16 protein-coding genes and 1 tRNA gene are annotated in these 15,771 nt (G+C 66.6%); 4 read left to right on the top strand and 13 right to left on the bottom strand.

What is annotated here, in order from left to right; all coding sequences use genetic code 11:
- Positions 1 to 61: 61 nt before the first annotated feature.
- The 7 genes from DOM33_RS15715 to DOM33_RS15685 form a co-directional block, all read right to left on the bottom strand.
- Complete coding sequence (locus DOM33_RS15715) at positions 62 to 517, bottom strand: YbaY family lipoprotein (protein ID WP_110670715.1); 456 nt, start codon at positions 515 to 517, stop codon at positions 62 to 64.
- Positions 518 to 627: 110 nt separating this feature from the next.
- Positions 628 to 1,002, bottom strand: a complete 375-nt coding sequence (locus tag DOM33_RS15710) for a translation initiation factor Sui1 (protein WP_110670713.1) — start codon at positions 1,000 to 1,002, stop codon at positions 628 to 630.
- Positions 1,003 to 1,091: 89 nt separating this feature from the next.
- Positions 1,092 to 1,772: an HAD family hydrolase gene (locus DOM33_RS15705; protein ID WP_110670711.1), complete on the bottom strand. Its 681-nt coding sequence runs from the start codon at positions 1,770 to 1,772 to the stop codon at positions 1,092 to 1,094.
- A gap of 271 nt (positions 1,773 to 2,043) precedes the next feature.
- Positions 2,044 to 3,030, bottom strand: coding sequence for a 2-hydroxyacid dehydrogenase (locus tag DOM33_RS15700; RefSeq protein ID WP_110670709.1), 987 nt, complete (start codon positions 3,028 to 3,030; stop codon positions 2,044 to 2,046).
- A gap of 188 nt (positions 3,031 to 3,218) precedes the next feature.
- Positions 3,219 to 3,836: a protein-methionine-sulfoxide reductase heme-binding subunit MsrQ gene (gene msrQ / locus DOM33_RS15695; protein ID WP_239495403.1), complete on the bottom strand. Its 618-nt coding sequence runs from the start codon at positions 3,834 to 3,836 to the stop codon at positions 3,219 to 3,221.
- A 110-nt stretch (positions 3,837 to 3,946) separates the two neighbouring features.
- Positions 3,947 to 4,966, bottom strand: coding sequence for a protein-methionine-sulfoxide reductase catalytic subunit MsrP (gene msrP / locus DOM33_RS15690; protein WP_110670781.1), 1,020 nt, complete (start codon positions 4,964 to 4,966; stop codon positions 3,947 to 3,949).
- Positions 4,967 to 5,152: 186 nt separating this feature from the next.
- Positions 5,153 to 6,529 carry an SLC13 family permease gene (locus tag DOM33_RS15685; RefSeq protein WP_110670705.1) on the bottom strand — a complete coding sequence of 459 codons (1,377 nt, stop codon included), beginning with the start codon at positions 6,527 to 6,529 and terminating at the stop codon, positions 5,153 to 5,155.
- A 155-nt stretch (positions 6,530 to 6,684) separates the two neighbouring features.
- Here DOM33_RS15685 and DOM33_RS15680 point away from each other — a divergent pair, with 155 nt between their 5' ends.
- Positions 6,685 to 7,494 carry a sugar phosphate isomerase/epimerase family protein gene (locus DOM33_RS15680; protein ID WP_110670703.1) on the top strand — a complete coding sequence of 270 codons (810 nt, stop codon included), beginning with the start codon at positions 6,685 to 6,687 and terminating at the stop codon, positions 7,492 to 7,494.
- Positions 7,495 to 7,520: 26 nt separating this feature from the next.
- On the opposite strand, the gene DOM33_RS15675 is transcribed toward DOM33_RS15680, so the two are convergent.
- From DOM33_RS15675 to DOM33_RS15665, 3 genes are all read right to left on the bottom strand, one after another.
- Positions 7,521 to 8,462, bottom strand: coding sequence for an AEC family transporter (locus tag DOM33_RS15675; RefSeq protein WP_110670701.1), 942 nt, complete (start codon positions 8,460 to 8,462; stop codon positions 7,521 to 7,523).
- Positions 8,463 to 8,661: 199 nt separating this feature from the next.
- Entirely contained in the window at positions 8,662 to 10,161 is a 1,500-nt protein-coding gene (locus DOM33_RS15670) for a sodium:solute symporter family protein (protein WP_110670699.1), read from the bottom strand.
- A complete protein-coding gene (locus DOM33_RS15665) occupies positions 10,158 to 10,397 on the bottom strand; it encodes a hypothetical protein (RefSeq protein ID WP_110670697.1) in 240 nt (79 codons plus the stop codon). The genes DOM33_RS15670 and DOM33_RS15665 overlap by 4 nt, the downstream gene beginning before the upstream one ends.
- A gap of 304 nt (positions 10,398 to 10,701) precedes the next feature.
- On the opposite strand from DOM33_RS15665, the gene DOM33_RS15660 reads away from it, so the two are divergent.
- Both DOM33_RS15660 and DOM33_RS15655 read left to right on the top strand, forming a co-directional pair.
- The gene (locus DOM33_RS15660) at positions 10,702 to 11,118 is read left to right on the top strand and encodes a thiol-disulfide oxidoreductase DCC family protein (RefSeq protein ID WP_110670695.1); all 417 of its coding nucleotides are present in this window, start codon (positions 10,702 to 10,704) and stop codon (positions 11,116 to 11,118) included.
- 184 nt (positions 11,119 to 11,302) lie between these two features.
- Positions 11,303 to 11,392 (top strand) — tRNA-Ser (locus DOM33_RS15655).
- 114 nt (positions 11,393 to 11,506) lie between these two features.
- On the opposite strand, the gene DOM33_RS15650 is transcribed toward DOM33_RS15655, so the two are convergent.
- Together DOM33_RS15650 and DOM33_RS15645 are read right to left on the bottom strand one after the other, a co-directional pair.
- Positions 11,507 to 12,670 carry a phosphoglycerate kinase gene (locus tag DOM33_RS15650; protein WP_110670693.1) on the bottom strand — a complete coding sequence of 388 codons (1,164 nt, stop codon included), beginning with the start codon at positions 12,668 to 12,670 and terminating at the stop codon, positions 11,507 to 11,509.
- Positions 12,667 to 13,719, bottom strand: coding sequence for a type I glyceraldehyde-3-phosphate dehydrogenase (locus DOM33_RS15645; RefSeq protein WP_110670779.1), 1,053 nt, complete (start codon positions 13,717 to 13,719; stop codon positions 12,667 to 12,669). The genes DOM33_RS15650 and DOM33_RS15645 overlap by 4 nt, the downstream gene beginning before the upstream one ends.
- Before the next feature lie 137 nt (positions 13,720 to 13,856).
- Between DOM33_RS15645 and DOM33_RS15640 the strand changes: the two genes are divergently transcribed.
- Positions 13,857 to 14,861, top strand: coding sequence for an aconitase X swivel domain-containing protein (locus DOM33_RS15640; RefSeq protein WP_162617998.1), 1,005 nt, complete (start codon positions 13,857 to 13,859; stop codon positions 14,859 to 14,861).
- A 41-nt stretch (positions 14,862 to 14,902) separates the two neighbouring features.
- Here DOM33_RS15640 and DOM33_RS15635 read toward each other — a convergent pair whose 3' ends face one another.
- Positions 14,903 to 15,664 (bottom strand): alpha/beta fold hydrolase, encoded by a 762-nt coding sequence (locus DOM33_RS15635; RefSeq protein ID WP_110670689.1) that lies wholly within the window; start codon positions 15,662 to 15,664, stop codon positions 14,903 to 14,905.
- Positions 15,665 to 15,771: the final 107 nt, after the last annotated feature.

Below are 15,771 nucleotides of genomic sequence, written 5' to 3'. Positions count from 1 at the left end.
TACAAGGTGGTCCGCAGCCGACGTTTGGACAAGTGCCGATCGCTCCTGTGAATGCCAGCGCTCAGTCGGTATTGCCCCCGTCGGTCCCGTCGAACGCGGCGGCGCCGGTGGGTTCGACACGGATATCGCGAGCATCGGAGTCGTGGCGCCCGAAGACCGGCAGTGCCTCGGGAGAGAGATAGACGATGCGATTGCCGCTTCGAATCTGCGCGTCGAGGCGGTAGAGATCGTCCGCCACGATTGCCTCGGGGGCATATTGCAGCGTGACCGGCAGCGGGAAGTCACCGAGACGCTCGACCCGGCTGCTGGCGAGCACGTCGCCGGTGGACGTGTTTTCGAGCTGCACTTCCAGCGTGGCATCGGCGGGGAGCGGCTGCGGCGTATCGGTGACGACGCGGGCGCTGAGCGTTTCGAACTGCGGGCCGCCAGCGCAGCCCGCCATCGACAGAAGGAGCCCCACGGCCAGTAGTGACCGGTAACGGCGAGGACTGGAGAGAAGGCGTAGCGGATGACTCACGGCGGGCTTCCTTGAAACGGGTTCGGCCGAGCGCAAGGCTCGGTGTCGGGTAGGGCTACAGGGTTGTCCGACCGAGTCGCGGTCGAGACGTTCCGCCGTGCAAGCGGCGCTCAGCCTCCGGCGAGCTTGACGCGATAGCCCTGCGTCTCGAGTTCGGTCTTCAGCGTCTCGCGGTGATCGCCCTGAATCTCGATGATGCCGTCCTTGACCGCGCCGCCGGTACCGCAGCGTTTCTTGAGCGTCTTGGCCAACGCCTTGAGTTCGGTCTCGGCGAGCGGTACGCCGGCCACCGTGGTCACGCCTTTGCCCTTGCGACCGCTGGTTTCACGACGAATGCGCACGATGCCGTCGAGCGCGGCGAGGCGTTCCGATTCGGCCTGTGCCGCGCATTCGCAGTCGGCGAGCGGGCGGCGGCAGCTAGGGCAGGTCTCACCGTGTTCGGTGGAGTAGACCAGGCCGCGAAGTTGATCCTGCAGCGATGACATGTTGGCTCCGGTTCGTTCGACGATGCCCCATGATAACGCGGGTAGCGCGGCGCGTTCATGGGCGCGAAGCGGCGCCGGGGCGGAGCGTCTCAGCGATAGCCGACGGCGAGCGCGGGCGTCAGCTTGGCGAGCGCCTTGGGCAGCTCGCTCATGTGATGGATCGTGTGGGCCCCGGCGGGCGTCGTCTCGTGTTCGGGGAAGCGGTTGAGATGCACCACCCGCATGCCGGCGGCGAGCGCCGCGCGTACACCCACTTCGGCGTCGTCGATCACCACACACTCGCTGGGGGCAAAGCCCATGTCGCGCCCGGCGTGGAGGAAGAGCCCCGGCTCGGGTTTCCAGCTGCCGACGTCGTAGGCGCTGTAGATGCGCTCGTCGAAGAACGCACGTAATCCGGTACTGTCGAGCGCGCGGCGAATCTTGTAGTCGGGGCCGTTGGAGGCAATGCAGCGGGGCAGCGAACCCAGCCTGTCGAGTGTGTCGCTCACACCGTCGATCGGGGTGAGTTCGGTCAGCATGCGCTCGTGCATCTCGGCACGCATGTCGCTTTCGATGTGCCGGCGAACCGCGTCATCCAGCGCGCCGTGACGCTGCTCCAGATGGGCGACGATGGAGGCGAAGCGGGCCCCCCGAAAGCGCTCGATATAGTCGTCCGACGTAAACGGCAGGCCGGCGCGGTTGAGGTATTTGGCCATGACATCGGCCAGCAGCGGCTCGCTGTCGACGAGGGTGCCGTCGCAGTCGAACAGAAGGCAGAAGGGTTCGGGCATGATGGTCGCCTCGAGGGCGCAGTCGGTGAGTGGGAACGGCGGGCGCTGTCACTATCGGCCCGCGACCGAAAAACTTCGGTACCCTGACGCTCGGTTCCATAGCCGAGAGATATGACACCCGAATTATGGAACACTGTTTTTAATCTCGTCATCCCACTCTAGCCACGCCGGGTTGGCTTGGCAAGGCGCGGCCGGTGACATTGGCCGCGCCGTGGCTCGCGTCACGTCGCCGCCTGCGACCCGCGCGTCGCTCGGCTCGTGGCGGTATAGCTCACGTCAGGCGATCGCCCCAGGCCTCGACGTTGAAGGGGCTGAGCGGGCGCTCGCCGTCAAGCGCGAGCAGGATGTTGTCCACCGCGCGCTGCGCCATGGCGGTACGCGTCTCCATCGTCGCCGAGCCGATGTGCGGCAGCGCCACGACGTTGTCCATCTGCGTGAGCGGCGATGACGACGGCAGCGGCTCCTGCTCGAAGACGTCGAGCCCGGCGGCACGGATCTGTCCGCGCTGCAGCGCTTCGATCATCGCCGGCTCGTCGACCACCGCGCCGCGGGCGAGGTTGATGAAGATCGCGCTCTCTTTCATGCGCGCGAACGCCTCGGCGCCGATGAGATGATGCGTCTCGTCGGTCAACGGGACGATGGCGCAGACGAAATCGGCGGTTTCGAGCAGCTCGTTGAACTCGCAGCGTCGGGCGCCGAGCTCCCGCTCGATCTCCGGCTTGGGCGAGGCGTTGGAGTAGAGCACCCGCATGCCGAAACCCAGCGCGCCGCGCCGGGCGATTGCCTGGCCGATACGCCCGAATCCGATCATGCCGAGCGTCTTGCCATGTACGTCGATGCCGAAGCGGTCCGGACCGATACTCTCCTGCCAATCGCCGCGTTTGACCACGTTGGCGAGTTCCACCACGCGCCGGGCGCTTGCCATGATCAGCGAAAACCCGGTGTCGGCGGTCGTCTCGGTGAGCACGTCCGGCGTGTTACAGAGCAGAATGCCGCGGCGCGTGAGTTCGTCGACGGGATAGCTGTCCACCCCCACCGAAATGCTGGCGATCGCTTCCAGATGGGGGGCTGAGTCGAGTAGCTCCGGCGTGATCTTCAAGCCCGCGCCGATGAGGCCGTTGGCCTGCCCCAGCGCTTCGCGAAACGCCGGGTCATCGGCGGATTCGAGCTTGCCGAAATAGTCGACTTGATACTTCTCGCGAAGCTGCTCGAGCTGCTGATCGTCGAGACGGCGGTAGGCGAGGATGCGCTTGCTCATGACAATTCTCCGGCTGCGTGCAAGGGGAGCCGCCGAGGCACGCGGGGGCCGCGACGCCGACGGGAAGACGAGCGTAACCGACCACGCCCGTCGGTCACGGCACACGTCGACGAAAGTCTAGCGGCAGGACCGAACGTACCGCCAAGTCTCTCGGCGGCAGTGCACAGGAGAATCCGCCGGCAAAAAGGTCAGGCGGCGCGCTGTCGCTGACGCCCGGCCCGCTGACGGATCGAGGGGAGGCGTCGTGCGACCGGAGGCAGGCGTAGCAGCATCAGAAAAGCGCCGGTGGCGGCATAGAGGCTCCACTGCTCCATGTCGGCGCGCACCACCCAGAAAAAGTGCAGCAGACCGAGGGCGAGTACCGCATAGACCAGCTTGTGCAGCGTCTTCCAGCGCTTGCCGAGCTTGCGCATCGAGCGCTGGTTGGAGGTGACGCCCATGACGACGAGGCCGAGGAGCGCCAGCATGCCGACGATGATGTAGGGCCGGCGGACGATTTCGCTACCGAGACGCGAAAGATCGAGGCCGAGAATGAAGAGAACGTAGCAGAGCAGGTGCGCCACGGCGTACGCGAGCGTCCAGAGACCCAGCTGGCGGCGGATGAGGGCGAAGCCCTTCCAGCGGGTGAGTTTGGTCAGCGGCGTCAGCGACAGCGTGGCGAAGAGCATCCAGAGCGTCGCCTGACCGATGTTGAGCAGCAGATAGCGGCCCGGCTCCGGTCCGCCATTGCCGAGCGCCACCTGTGTCGCCCAGTAGGCCAATGGCGTCAGTGCCACGCAGAAGACGAGGAGGCGCCAGAGTATCAGCCGCGGCTGGCGTTTCGCCCGCGAGCGCTTCGCGCTCGGCGGTTTCCTCGACGAGTCTTTCGTCGTCGGGTCTTTCACCGTCGAATCCTGCGTCCTCGGTGCTTCTGCCATCAGTACTGCTTCCCGAGGTCCATGCCCGCGTAGAGACTGCCGACCTCGTCCTCGTAGCCGTTGAACATTCGGGTATCGATGATGTTGGGGCTGAACAGGCTGTTCGGCAGGCGGCGCTCGGTGGCTTGGCTCCAGCGCGGGTGGTCGACGTTGGGATTGACGTTGGCGTAGAAGCCGTACTCGTTGGGGGCGATCGCCTGCCAGGAGTTCACCGGTGGCTGCTCGACCAGCGAAATACGCACGATCGACTTGATGCTCTTGAAGCCATACTTCCACGGCACGACCAGGCGAAACGGTGCGCCGTTCTGATTGGGCAGCTCGCGTCCGTACATGCCGACGGCCAGTATCGCCAGCGGATGCATCGCCTCATCCAGACGCAGCCCCTCGACGTAGGGCCAGTCGATGAGCGCGAACGACGAGTCCTGCCCCGGCATCTGCTCGGGGCGTACCAGCGTCTCGAAGCGTACGTACTTCGCCTTGGAAGTCGGCTTGGCGCGCTCGATCACGTCCTTGAGCGAGATGCCCAGCCAGGGAATCACCATCGACCACGCCTCGACGCAGCGCAGCCGATAGATGCGCTCTTCCACTCGGGAGGGTGTGACGATGTCCTCCAGCGCGAAACGTCCGCCGTTGTCGACCTCACCGTCGATCACCACGCTCCAGGGTTGTGTCTCCAGCCGATCGGCGCGGCGGGCCGGGTCGCTCTTGCCGGTGCCGAATTCATAAAAGTTGTTGTAGTTCGAGGCATCGTCGAACGGCGTGAGCTTGTCGAGCTCGGGGTCGGTTGGGGCCACTACCCGAGGCTCGGCCTCGGCGAGCTTCGGCGCGAGCCAATCGGGCGGGTCGCCGGCGGGGACATCGGCGTAGTCCGGCGCGGCGGCCTGCGCGCGACCGCCCAGCGCCAGGCCGGCGCCGATACCCGCAAGCCCGCCCATGAAGCGCCGGCGGCTGAGGTAGACCGACTCCGGCGTGACGTCGCGCTCGCCGAGGTCGCTGGGTTTGGTGATCTTGATCAACATCGGCATTTCCCCCTTCGTATCGGCCACAGGATTGGAGCGTATTACGCCCGAGGCGTGGCGCTGGATGCGACCCGGCGCGGCACCACCAGCACTCGATCGCTGAGTGGCGTGGACGCTTCGTTCAGAGCTTAGGCCCTTTTTACCTGGCTAACGCCCAGCCTAGATGACGTCCCAGCCACTGCTTACCTAGATGACGCCCAGCCACTGCCACCACAGATAGTCCAGCGGCCACAGCACGACGACGGTGATCAGGGCTACCGGCAGCGTGACCCGAGCGGCCTGGCGCATGCCGAGTCCCGAGGTGAGCAGGCCGATGATCAGCGGCGGCGACTGGTAGGGCAGGACGACGGTGGAGAAGCCCAGCACCTGCGACATCACCGTCGCCTCGACGGACCAGCCGGTGACGTCGGCGAGCTGCGGCGCCAGCGGCGTCAGCACGGCGGGAACGCCCGGCAGCGTCACCAGCAGGCCCAGGGTCGTTGCGATCACAGCGAGCCAGGCGAAGTTGCCGGCATCCGCGCCGTCGGCGAGTGGCAGCACCTCGAGCAGCCGGCCCGCCAAGGCAGCTCCCAGCCCGCTTTCATGGGCCAGGGCGCCGAGGCTGACGATGCCCGCGACGTAGACGAAGGGCTCGAGACTCATCTGCGTCAGCGGCTTCGCCGGCATCAGTCCGCTGCCGGGGAAGAGACAGACCAGCGCGACCAGCATGCCTATCCACGCCGGCGAGATGCCGTGCCAGGCGTCCGTCATCCACATGCCGACGGCGAAGGCGAGCAGCACGCCCATGGCGACGATCCCCGGTGGCCGAGCATCGCTGCGTTCCATCGGGATCGATGCCGGCGTACCCCCGCGAAACTGCCACAGGATCACGCCCATCAGCAGTACCCACTTGATCAGCCCGAGAATGGGGAAGTGCAGCAGCAGATACTCGGCATAGCTCGGCGAGACGCCGAGCACCGCTTCGCTGGCGCCCATCAATACGTTATTGGGCACGTTGGCGGGCAGGATGGTGAAGGTGGGGAGAAAGCTCGACATGATCCCCGCGAGCAGGATGCCGTGACGGCCGGGGTCGTGCTCCGCGTAACCGAGCCGGCCGACCAGCGTCAGCAGGATCGGCACCAACAGCACGATGCGGCCCATCGCCGACGGCATGAAGAACGAGGCGATGAGGCCCAGCAGGCCGGCGCCGATCACCGCCTGCGCATAGCCGGAGGCGAGCCGCGGACCGACGACGGCCGCCACCCGGTCGCCGAGCCCGGTGTGATTGATCGCCGCGCCGATCACCATGCCGGAGAAGACCAGCCAGGTCGCCGCGGACTCGAAGCCGGCGAAGACCACCCCCGCCGGGGCGACTTTCGCCACCATGCAGAGCGTGAAGAAGATCAGCGCCGTCAGCCACTGCGGCAGCCAGCCCGTCGCCCATAGCCCGATCCCCAGCGTGACGACGATCCCGGCCTGGGCGAGCGAACCCGCGGGCATCAGCAGCAAAAGCGCCAGCGCCGCCGCGGTGGCGAGCAGTGAAACGGCGTGGCGACAGGGCACTGAGGGCAAACGCAGTGGCATTGAAACCCCTCGTCTCGAACGGTGAACGACGGCTATCGCGAGGCCGCCGAGTATAGCAGGGGGCGTTCAAGGATCGGTGTGCGGCATCCGGATACCGCCGGCGACCACAGCATCTATGCTTCAGGGCGTATCGCCATTCGAAGAGGAGAAGATCGATGCGCGCCATGGCAACCCTGTGTCTGAGCGGCGAACTGATGCCCAAGCTGGAGGCGATCACGCGGGCGGGTTTCACCGGCGTCGAGATATTCCTGGACGATCTGCTGGCGGACAGCCACTCAGCCAGGCGCATCGGCGAGCACTGTCGCGATCTCGGGCTCGAGGTCGTTGCCCTGCAGCCCTTTCGCGACGCCGAGGCGCTGCGGCGTGACGCTCATCGGCGCATGCTGGGCCAAGCCGAGCGCCACTTCGATACGCTTGCCGAGCTCGGCGGCAGCCGGCTGCTCGCCTGCAGTACCACGCTGGAAGCCGCCGATCCTTCCCCCGCAGCAGCGGCGGACACGCTGCACGATCTCGCCGAACTCGCGGCGACGCGGCAGATGAGCGTCGCCTACGAGGCGCTCGCCTGGGGACGCTACATCGACGACTATCGCACCGCCTGGGAGGTCGTCGAGCGCGTCGATCACCCCGCGCTCACGCTGGTGCTGGATAGTTTTCACGTGCTGGCGAAGGGCCTCGAGCTCGAGACCCTCGCGGGAATCCCCGCTCACAAGATCGGGCTGGTGCAGCTCGCCGACGCGCCGACCCCGCAAGGTGAGGATCTGCAGACGCTCAGCAGGCATCGGCGGGCTTTCCCGGGCGACGGCGCGCTCGACGTGTCGGCCTTTCTGCGCGCGCTAGGGCGAACCGGCTACGCCGGACCGATCTCGCTGGAGATCTTCAGCGACATCCTCAGCGTGATGCCGACCGGCATGTCCGCGCTCGAAGGCAAGGAGAAGCTCGACGTCGTGCTCGATGAACGGGATTGAGGGGCGCGCTCGGCGACCCCAGCGATTCAGAGCAGCCAGGCGTGGGAGAGCCAGATGCCGGCGGCAAGCGTCAGCGCCGAGAGCAGCGTCGCCATGACCATGGCGGCGGTCCCCAGTTCGGCGAAACCGTAGCGCTGGCCCAGCAGCGGGTACATCGAAAGCATCGGGGCACAGGCGAAGAGGACGGCGGCCGTGGCGAACACCGGGTCGATCTGCGGCACCAGCAGGACCATGCCGATCACGCAGAGCGGGTGCAGGATCAGCTTGGTCAGCGCGATCTGCGATACCGCCAGCGCCATGCCGCGCACGCGTAACCCGCAGAGGGTGCCGCCGATGACGAAAAGCGCCACCGGCGAGGAGGAGGCGGCGAGCATGTCCAGCACCTTCTCCAGCGGGCCGGGCGGGTGGAGGTCGAGGGCGGCGAGCAGGGTTCCCACCACGATGGCGAGGATCAGCGGATGGCGCAGAATGCGCGTGGCAACCGGTTTCACCGTCTGCCAGATGCCGCCCTTCGCCCCCTGACTCAGCTCGGCCAGCACCAGCGCCGTCGGGATCACCAGCAGGTTCTCGATCAGCATGTTGAGCGCCATGGCGATGCCCGCCGTGGGGCCGATCACTAGCACCGCCACAGGGTAGCCGATGAAGCCGCTGTTGGAGGCCGACACGCCGAGCGAGAACATCGCTCGCTGCACCAACGAACGCTCCGAGCGCAGGCTCAGCCAGACGAACATCGCGGCAAATGCGATGCCCGAGCCCAAGCCGTAGACCAGCAGGTAGGGAACGTTGAAGACCTCGTCGAGCGGGCGCGCGAGCAGCGCCTGGATCACCAGCGCCGGCAGGGCGATGTTGATCACGTAGCGACCCATCCCCTGGATGTGGGATTTGTCGACCACGCGCTTGAGCACCGCCAGATAGCCGATGCCGATGACGAGAAAGATGGGGACGATGGCGCCGAGGATGGTGCTCAAGGGGACGTTACGCAGTGGCTGGCGAGAGGCATGAACCGACGCCGCGCTCCGAGGATCGCGGCATCGAGATTAGACTTTCGCCCAATAGCATGACGTCGCCGGCGCCCGGCGGCAAGTCTCTCCACCCTCGTGCGCTGCCGCCCTGAAGTCTGCCCGACGCGCCATCGTCAACGGCGGAAAGGGAGACCTCGCTTGGCGTCTAGCGCTGCCAGGCGAGGATCTCGTCCGCCTTTTGCTGCTCGCTGACGGCGGCGCTCTGCCAGAGGGTACCGCCGACGCAGAGGATCAGGTTGAGCAAGAGGCCCCACAGACCGCTGAAGACGCCCAGCGGGCGAAAGCCAGTGAAGGTGAACAGCGCCGCCACGATCGTGCCGGCAAGCATCCCCACGAAGACCGCCTGGGTATTGAGCCGGCGCCAGTAGAGTCCCAGGATCAGCGCGGGGGCGGTCTGGATCAGCACTTCGAACTTGAGCACGAAGATCTGATAGATCGTGCCCGGCGGATACCAGGCGATCAGCACCAGAATGATCACCGCGACCACGCCGACCAGCTTGCCTACCAGAATCTTGCGATACTCGCTCGCCTCGGGGGCAACGTAGCGGCCGTAGAGGTCGTGGGAGACGATCGAGGAGAACGTCAGCAGCACCGAGTCCGCGGTGGAGACGATCGCCGCGATCACGCCGCCGAAGAGCAGCACCATCGCCCAGTAGAAGAAGGCGTTCTGGTTGGCCAGCGCATTGGCGAGCATGCCCACCAGCTGCTCCGACTCACCGGTAGAGAGCGCCGGAAACGCGCCGATACCGATGATGCCCACCATGAACACCACGCCGGCGGTCAGAAACGGCATGTAGGCCATGCGCACGAAGGAGCGCTTGAGCGTGCGTTCGCTGCGTGCCGAGAAGATGCGCTGAAAGGCGTGGGGGTAGATCGCCGCGCCGATCCCCACCAGCACCAGCAGGCAGAACCAGGTGGTCACCCCGCCGCTGTCCGGGGCGCCAAGTTTCTCCGGTGCGGTCTCGGCCATGATCTCAGCGGCGTGGGAGAGATCGCCGAAGTAGTAGAGTGATCCGAGCAGCAGCGTGAACACCCCGAAGAGCAGCGCGATTCCCTGAATGGTATCGGTGTAGGCGACCGAGCGCATGCCACCGAGCCAGCTGTAGGCGACCATGATCACGATGAAGAAGACCACGCCGACCTGATACGGAATCGTGCCGCCGGTGAGCCCCGAGACCCCCTGGCCGATGGCGACGAACTGCTCGAGCAGATAGTTGCCGAGACCGTAGAGCATCAGGATGCCGGCGAGAATGGTCACCTTCTTCGAGCGAAAACGCAGATCGATCCAGTCGACCGGCGTCAGCAGGCTGAAGCGTCGGCCCAGCGCATAGAGGCGCGGGGCGAACAGCAGATAGACCATGATGATCATGATGAAAAACGGCACCGACACCAGGTACTGATAGCCCAGCCGATAAGCGGTCGGCGGATAGCCCACCACCGTGTTGCCGCTGTACTGGGTGGCGAAGAAGGTGAAAAACAGCACCATGACGCCGAGCCCGCGTCCGCCGAGATAGTACTCGTCCAGACTTTCGCGCACCCCACGGTTGCGAAGATAAGCGAACAGCCCCACCGCCAGCATCAGTCCGCCGTAGAGCAGCAGTACCAGGATGCCCGACCCGCCGCCGAAAGCGAGTTCCACGTTCATGATTCGCCCTCGTCGTCATCGGCGCCGGTCTGCCACTGCGTGGCGACGACCCAGGTGATGAACAGCGACAGCGCAAGCGACGCCCCGAGCACGATCACCGCCCAGTAGGGCACGCCCCAGAGCAGCGGTCGAAAATCGCCGCTGGGAAAGTACCAGGGCGTCACCAGCGCGAAGAGAAGGATGAACCCGATCCAGACGACGGGACTTTTGACCGGTTCACGGATGCGTCTTTTCATCCTCTCTCCTGACAGAGGCGGGCGGTAGAAGGCGCGAGGCGCGCGGTATCGACCGGCGACTATAGCGATCGCCGCTTCGCGGTGGCTATTGACGTTCCCTCAAGCGCGGTTTCGCGTTTGGCGAACGATCGCGACTTTGGTGGAAGGCATCGATCCTCGCCTGACGCCGGGCGTGAGACGCGGATCGTGTGACACGTGGCGAGTGTCGGGCACGCCGTTGCGCTACGCTCTAGTGACTCTGCAGGCGACGCCCAAAGAGTTTTCAGACCCAGCCTGACTACGCCAACGAGGAGGAAGAGGGGTCATGGCCGAGCTAACGCTGTTCTACGACGGGGCCTGCCCGCTCTGCGTTCACGAGATCCAGCACCTGAAGCGTCTGGATCGTCATCGACGCATCCGCTTCGAGGACATTCACGCCGAGGACTTCAGCGAGCGCTGGCCCGACGTCGATCGCGCCCAGGCGAGCGCGATCCTGCTCGGCGACTATCGCGGCGAACGGCTCCACGGGCTCGACGTCACCCACCGGGCCTGGTCGCTGGTGGGGCGCGGCTGGCTCACCGCACCGCTACGCTGGCCGCTGATCAAACCGGTGGCGGATCGCGTCTATCGCTGGTTCGCCCCGCGCCGCTATCGCCTCTCCGGCTGGCTGACCGGACGAGAGCGCTGCGCCCCGTGTGACGCCGGCGCCTGCGGGATCGAGGAGAAATCGTCGCGGTCGTGAATTCCGGTCACACCTCGAATCGATCGAAACGCACTGCGTTCTCACCTGATAGCGAGGCGTCGGTGGCATCACGCCTTCACAAGCCCGGGGCGTTTTCTGTATAGTACGCCGCGCGATGCGGACGTCGGATTCGCTTTGCGGTGGTGAGCACCGCTGGCGGAAAAGCGCACGCGATTCGCGTTATGGAGAGGTGGCAGAGTGGTCGAATGCACCGCACTCGAAATGCGGCATACCTTCGCGGGTATCGAGGGTTCAAATCCCTCCCTCTCCGCCATAATCGAGAAAACCGGCTCTTGAGCCGGTTTTTTTGTGTCTATCGGTTAGGGCCGGGCGGATGAATCGGCGGGCCGCTGCCCACCGATTCATCCAGACCGCGAACCCGCCGATCTCAGTTGGACGCCGCTTCCAGCGCCGCCACGGCGGGCAGGGTCTTGCCCTCTACGTACTCGAGGAAGGCGCCGCCGCCGGTGGAGATGTAGGAGACCTTTTCCTCGATGCCGTACTTGTCGATTGCCGCCAGGGTGTCGCCGCCGCCGGCGATGGAAAACGCGGTGCTGTCGGCGATCGCTTTCGAGATCGTCTCGGTGCCCTTGCCGAACTGATCGATCTCGAACACGCCCACGGGGCCGTTCCAGAGAATGGTGCCGGCGTTCTTGAGCAGGCCGGCGAGGTGCTGCGCGGTCTCCGGGCCGATATCCAGGATCATCTCGTCGTCGTTGACCTGATCGACCGGCTTGACCGTCGCTTCGGCGGACTCCGAGAACTCGGTGGCGACGACCACGTCGGTGGGTAGCGGAATCTCGACGCGCCCCATCAGCTCCTTGGCCTTGTCGACCAGATCGGCCTCAAAGAGTGACTTGCCGACGTTGTGGCCGGCAGCGGCGATGAAGGTGTTGGCAATGCCGCCGCCGACGATCAGCTGATCGCACTTCTGCGAGAGCGCCTCGAGCACGTCGAGCTTGGTCGAGACCTTGGAGCCGCCGACGATGGCCGCCATCGGCCGCGCCGGGGCGCTGAGCGCCTTCTCCAGCGCGTCGAGTTCGCCGGCAAGCAGCGGGCCGGCGCAGGCCTTGTCGGCGAAACGGGCGACGCCGTGGGTCGAGGCCTGGGCGCGGTGGGCGGTGCCGAAAGCATCCATCACGAAGACGTCGCAGAGCTTGGCGTAGGTCTTGGCGAGCGCCTCGTCGTCCTTCTTCTCGCCGCTGTTGTAGCGCACGTTCTCCAGCAGCACGACTTCGCCATCACTCACGTCGACGTTGCCGTCGAGGTAGTCCTTCTCCAGACGTACGGGCTGGCCGAGCAGCGTCGCCAGGTGTTCCGCGACCGGGGCGAGGGTGAATTCGTCCGCCGGCTCGCCCTCGGTGGGGCGGCCCAGGTGGCTCATCAGCAGCACGCGGGCGCCGGCGTCGAGCGCGGCGCGAATGGTCGGCAGGCTGGCGCGGATGCGCGCGTCGCTGGTGACCTTGCCATCCTTGACGGGGACGTTGAGATCCTCGCGAATCAGCACGCGCTTTCCCGAGAGATCCAGCTCGGTCATCTTGCTTACGGTCATGAGATCCTTTCCTTGCGATGGAGTGGGACGGAGGGCGACGAGAGGTCGAGCCAGTGGTGGGCGACGTCGAGCATGCGGTTGGCGAACCCCCACTCGTTGTCGAACCAGCAGAGCGCCTTGAGCAGGCGGCCGCCCGCCACGCGGGTCTGGGTGGCATCAACGATACCCGAGCGCGAATCGTGGTTGAAGTCGACCGAGACCATCGGCTCGTCAGTGTAGCCGAGCACCCCGGCGAAGCGCGCAAGGCTCGCTCGGCGCAGGCAGTCGTTGACTTCGGCGACGGTCGCGTCGCGGCCGAGGGTGATCGCCATGTCCATGGCGGAGACGTTGATCGTCGGCACCCGCACGTGCAGGCACTCGAAGCGCTCGGCGAGATGCGGCATCAGCCGGCCGATGCCGCGGGCGAGGCCGGAATCCACGGGGATGATCGACTGCAGCGCCGAACGGGTCAGCCGCCGGTCGCTGTGGTGGTAGGCGTCGATCACCGGCTGGTCGTTCATCGCCGAGTGGATGGTGGTGGTGACGCCGTGCTCGACGCCGAACGCCGCGTCGAGCGCGGTGAGGATCGGGATCAGCGCGTTGGTGGTGCAGGAGGCGGCCGAGACGATGCGCATTTCGGGGCGAAGCACGTCGTGATTGACGCCGTGGACTACGGTGGCGTCGACGTCCGGCTCGGCAGGCTGCGAGAAGAGCAGGCGCGGCGCGCCCGCCGTCAGATGGCGTTCGGCGGTGGCGCGATCCTTGAAGCTGCCGGAGCACTCGAGCACCAGATCGACGCCTGCTGCCTGCCAGTCGAGCGCTTCGGGCGTGGCGGCGGCGAAGACCGAGATCGGTCGGCCGTCGATCTCGAGCTTTCCCTCCCGGGTCTCGACGTGGCCGGGAAAACGGCCGTGGGTGGTGTCGTGGCGGGTCAGGTAGGCGAGGGTATCGAGATCGGCGAGCTCGTTGATGGCGACGACTTCGATGGGCAGTTCCGGTCGCTCGGTCAGCGCTCGCAGTACGCTCTGGCCGATGCGGCCGTAGCCGTTGATGGCGACGCGATAGGGCATGTCGCATTCCCCGTTCGGGTTCTGGGAGACGTCGCATGCTAGCGTATCGTCGAGTTCGCCGCAGGACAGGCGTGACCGAGTGGCGACGTCCGTGACGGACGCGGAACCGCCGACCATCGACTCAAGGAAAGTCCATCGTGACACGTCGTCTCGAATCTTTGATGTTCACGCTGCCGCCCTCCGCGCGGGGCGTCGTTCGCCATGCCACCGGGCGCACGCTGAGCGCGTCCCGGCTCGACCTCTCGACGGCGGTGGATCGGAATTCGGGCCGGGTCATCGCCACGAATCACGCCGCTTTCGGGGAGACGCTCGCGCAGCGGGCGCTAGTGCTCGCCGTCGATGGAGACGCAGATGGCCCCACGGCGCAGGCGGAGGCCGTCACCGCGGTGCTGCTCGACCTGGTCGAGTTTGAGATGGCGCCGGCGCTGATCGTGCTCGACCGTCCCGATCCTTCGGTCGTCCTGGCGGCACTGGTTGCCGATGCGCTGCTCGAACGCGGGCCGGCGCTGCTGGTGCTCGATCCGCTGCATTTCGCCCTCGCGACCTCTTCCCATACGCTGACGCTGGAAGCGGATGCGCGGCTGATCCTCACCGGCCCCCAGCTTGCCGGACTCGCCAACGTCACCGGTGGCGGGGCGCTGGCGTTCGAATCGGCGACGCGAGAGGCCGCCAATGACGCCGTCACACTGTCGCCGCGGGATCGCGAGCGGCTGGACGGCGAGAAAGGCGCGGGCGTTCGCGCGGCGACGGGGGTTCTGATGCGTCTGGCCGTGCTATACGAGGCGGATCGCGTCGCCGACGTACTCGGCGTGCATGTCGGGGCGAGCGAGCTCGGCGCCGGCACGTCGGGGCCCGGTACCCGGGGCGCATTGACGCGGCTCGCCGCCGTGAACGCCTCGCTGGCGGTGCCGACGACGTTCGAGGAGGGAATGGCCGAAGCGAACCGGGCTGCCCTGGTCGCGCTGGGCGCCCGACCCGAGGAGCCGGCGTCGCCGGGCAGCGGCACCTGGCTACGACACAACGCCAGCGCCGGCGTTGGCTGGCAGCGGGTTCCCGGATGGTTGGGGCTTTGCGCGGCGATCACCGGGCGCATCCCGGTGATCGGACCGGCGCTGGGGCCGGGAGATGAGTCGGCGCGCTAGGGTCGGCGCGGCGAGCCGGTGGGATCGCGTCCGACGCGAGATCAGACCCGCGCGGCCGCGGTTTGGGCGGCGATGGCGTTGAGCCTTTCCGCCAGCGTCTCCGGCATCTCCATCGGCAGCAGATGGCCGTAGCCGGGGTAGATCTCCAGCGCGCCGTTGCTCAGGTGCGGCATGACGGATTCCCGCTGCACCGCCGGCGGTAGCGACGGGTCACCGTCACCCACCAGCACCCAAGCGGGCAGGCTCAATTGGCCGACGCGCTCGCGCCAGTCCTCGGCGTAGGTCTCGCTCGGCCAGGCGCGCCACGCCGTGGGGTTGGCGGTGATCGCATCCTCCACCGCCTGCTGGTAGCGCGCCGGGTCGAGCGCGACCTGGCAGGCGCCATCGATGAATTCCCGCGCCTGGGCTTCGCTGAAATCGAAGTTCAACTGGAAGCGCTGCTCCTCGTCGCTGACCGGCTGCGGGCCGGGCGGGGAGGGCGCGATCAGCACCAGCGCACGCAGCCACTCCGGCTGCTCGGCGGCGACGGTCATGGCGATGCGCCCCGAAAAGGAGTGGCCGACCAGCACCACGTCGGTGAGAGCGGCGGCCTCGATATGCTCGATCACGTGGCGCGTCATCGACACGCCGTCGAAACCGGCAACGTCACTGGCGGCGCCGAAGCCCGGCATGTCGAGGGTCACGACGCGGATGTCGGTTTCGAGATCCTCGATCACCTCCTGCCACTCGTGATGGGAACTGCCGAAAAAGTGCATCAGGACCAGGGTCGGGCTGCCCTGGCCGCTGTCGCTGGCGATCGTCATGGTGTTGGCCTCCCAGCCATCGGAACTCAGGATTGTCGAGCGAATGACCTCAAGCGTAGTGCATGAGGTCGGGCAGCGAAGGCAGGTCGGGACGTCGGGCGCTTCAT

This window comes from Salinicola halophilus, from assembly GCF_003206155.1.
In the GTDB taxonomy this organism is placed as follows: Bacteria; Pseudomonadota; Gammaproteobacteria; order Pseudomonadales; family Halomonadaceae; genus Salinicola; species Salinicola halophilus.
This window is presented reverse-complemented; position numbering and strand designations above follow the sequence as displayed.